Source organism: Bacillus sp. SH7-1, from assembly GCF_008042405.1.
Lineage (GTDB): Bacteria > Bacillota > Bacilli > Bacillales > Bacillaceae_G > Bacillus_A > Bacillus_A thuringiensis_N.
Window position 1 is genome coordinate 1 of the sequence record NZ_QNUD01000076.1, and the last position, 999, is coordinate 999.

Consider the following 999-nt stretch of genomic DNA (forward strand, 5'->3'; position numbering starts at 1 on the left):
TATTGGCATTAAGAGGAGCGACCTAATTAAGGGCTTCTCTTTTTTTATAAAATAGACAACCCCTTACGTATTAAATGACATTTTATTTTTTATCCTTGTACTCGATCTCCACAAATTCAGCTAAATCAATTTCTTTCATTATCAATTCTTCTAGAAAGTAAAATGCCTCTTGTTCTCCTTCATTTTCTCTTACATTTTGAAATTGTAATTTTTGTACTTCATCCAATTTAAATTTTACTTTTGCTTCTATAACCATCATTCATCCCCCTCAGCTAAGCAAATAACGTTTTTGTATAAGATAATAGCTCTAGATCCATTGGACACATTTACCAATATATTCACCACTAAATCCATGTTAAAATCTCTTGTGAGTACGACATAACTCAGTCTTATGAAGCCCTGTAACATTTTCTACGGGGCTTCTTTTTTTTTAACAAGACGTTAGTTAATTGTGCTGACTACCTTGATTTACAAAATTACTTTTTGTTCACTTTTTTGATACATTTACGAAACATTCATGTGTTATCTTCAGTACGTTCTATTCTTTTTATAATACCGTGTGAAGTATACCAAACCGAGAATCCCTAGCCCCCTAAGCCTAGGGATTCTTCATTTAAATACGGATTTTGTTAAAAACTTACATGTACATGTATTTCGTTATATAATTAAATAATCAATATATTAGGAGTGTTAACTATGACAGAAACAATAATGATTTTGTTATATATTTGTTTCGGATTGAGTGCAGTTTTTAGCTTGATAAAGGAACTTCGAAAGCCACAGAAAAACCAGTTCTTGATTTTAGTTGATTCTCTAATTTTGCTAGGAGCCTTAATCCTAGTAGGTAGTATCTTCATCTAAATTACATAACTAGAACTTCAGTTGGGAGTGGAGCAGTTAGCGAAAGCTAACTGCTTTTTATAAATTAACTATTTTGTTTAAATTTACCTTAATTTATATCGTTTTTTCTTAACGTTCAAATCAATAATCGTATAATAT

General features: G+C 30.3%; 1 protein-coding gene. It reads right to left on the minus strand.

The window, feature by feature from the left end:
* Window positions 1-82 precede the first annotated feature (82 nt).
* A complete protein-coding gene (locus DN390_RS30965; protein ID WP_179955801.1) occupies window positions 83-256 on the minus strand; it encodes a hypothetical protein in 174 nt (57 codons plus the stop codon).
* Window positions 257-999 lie beyond the last annotated feature (743 nt).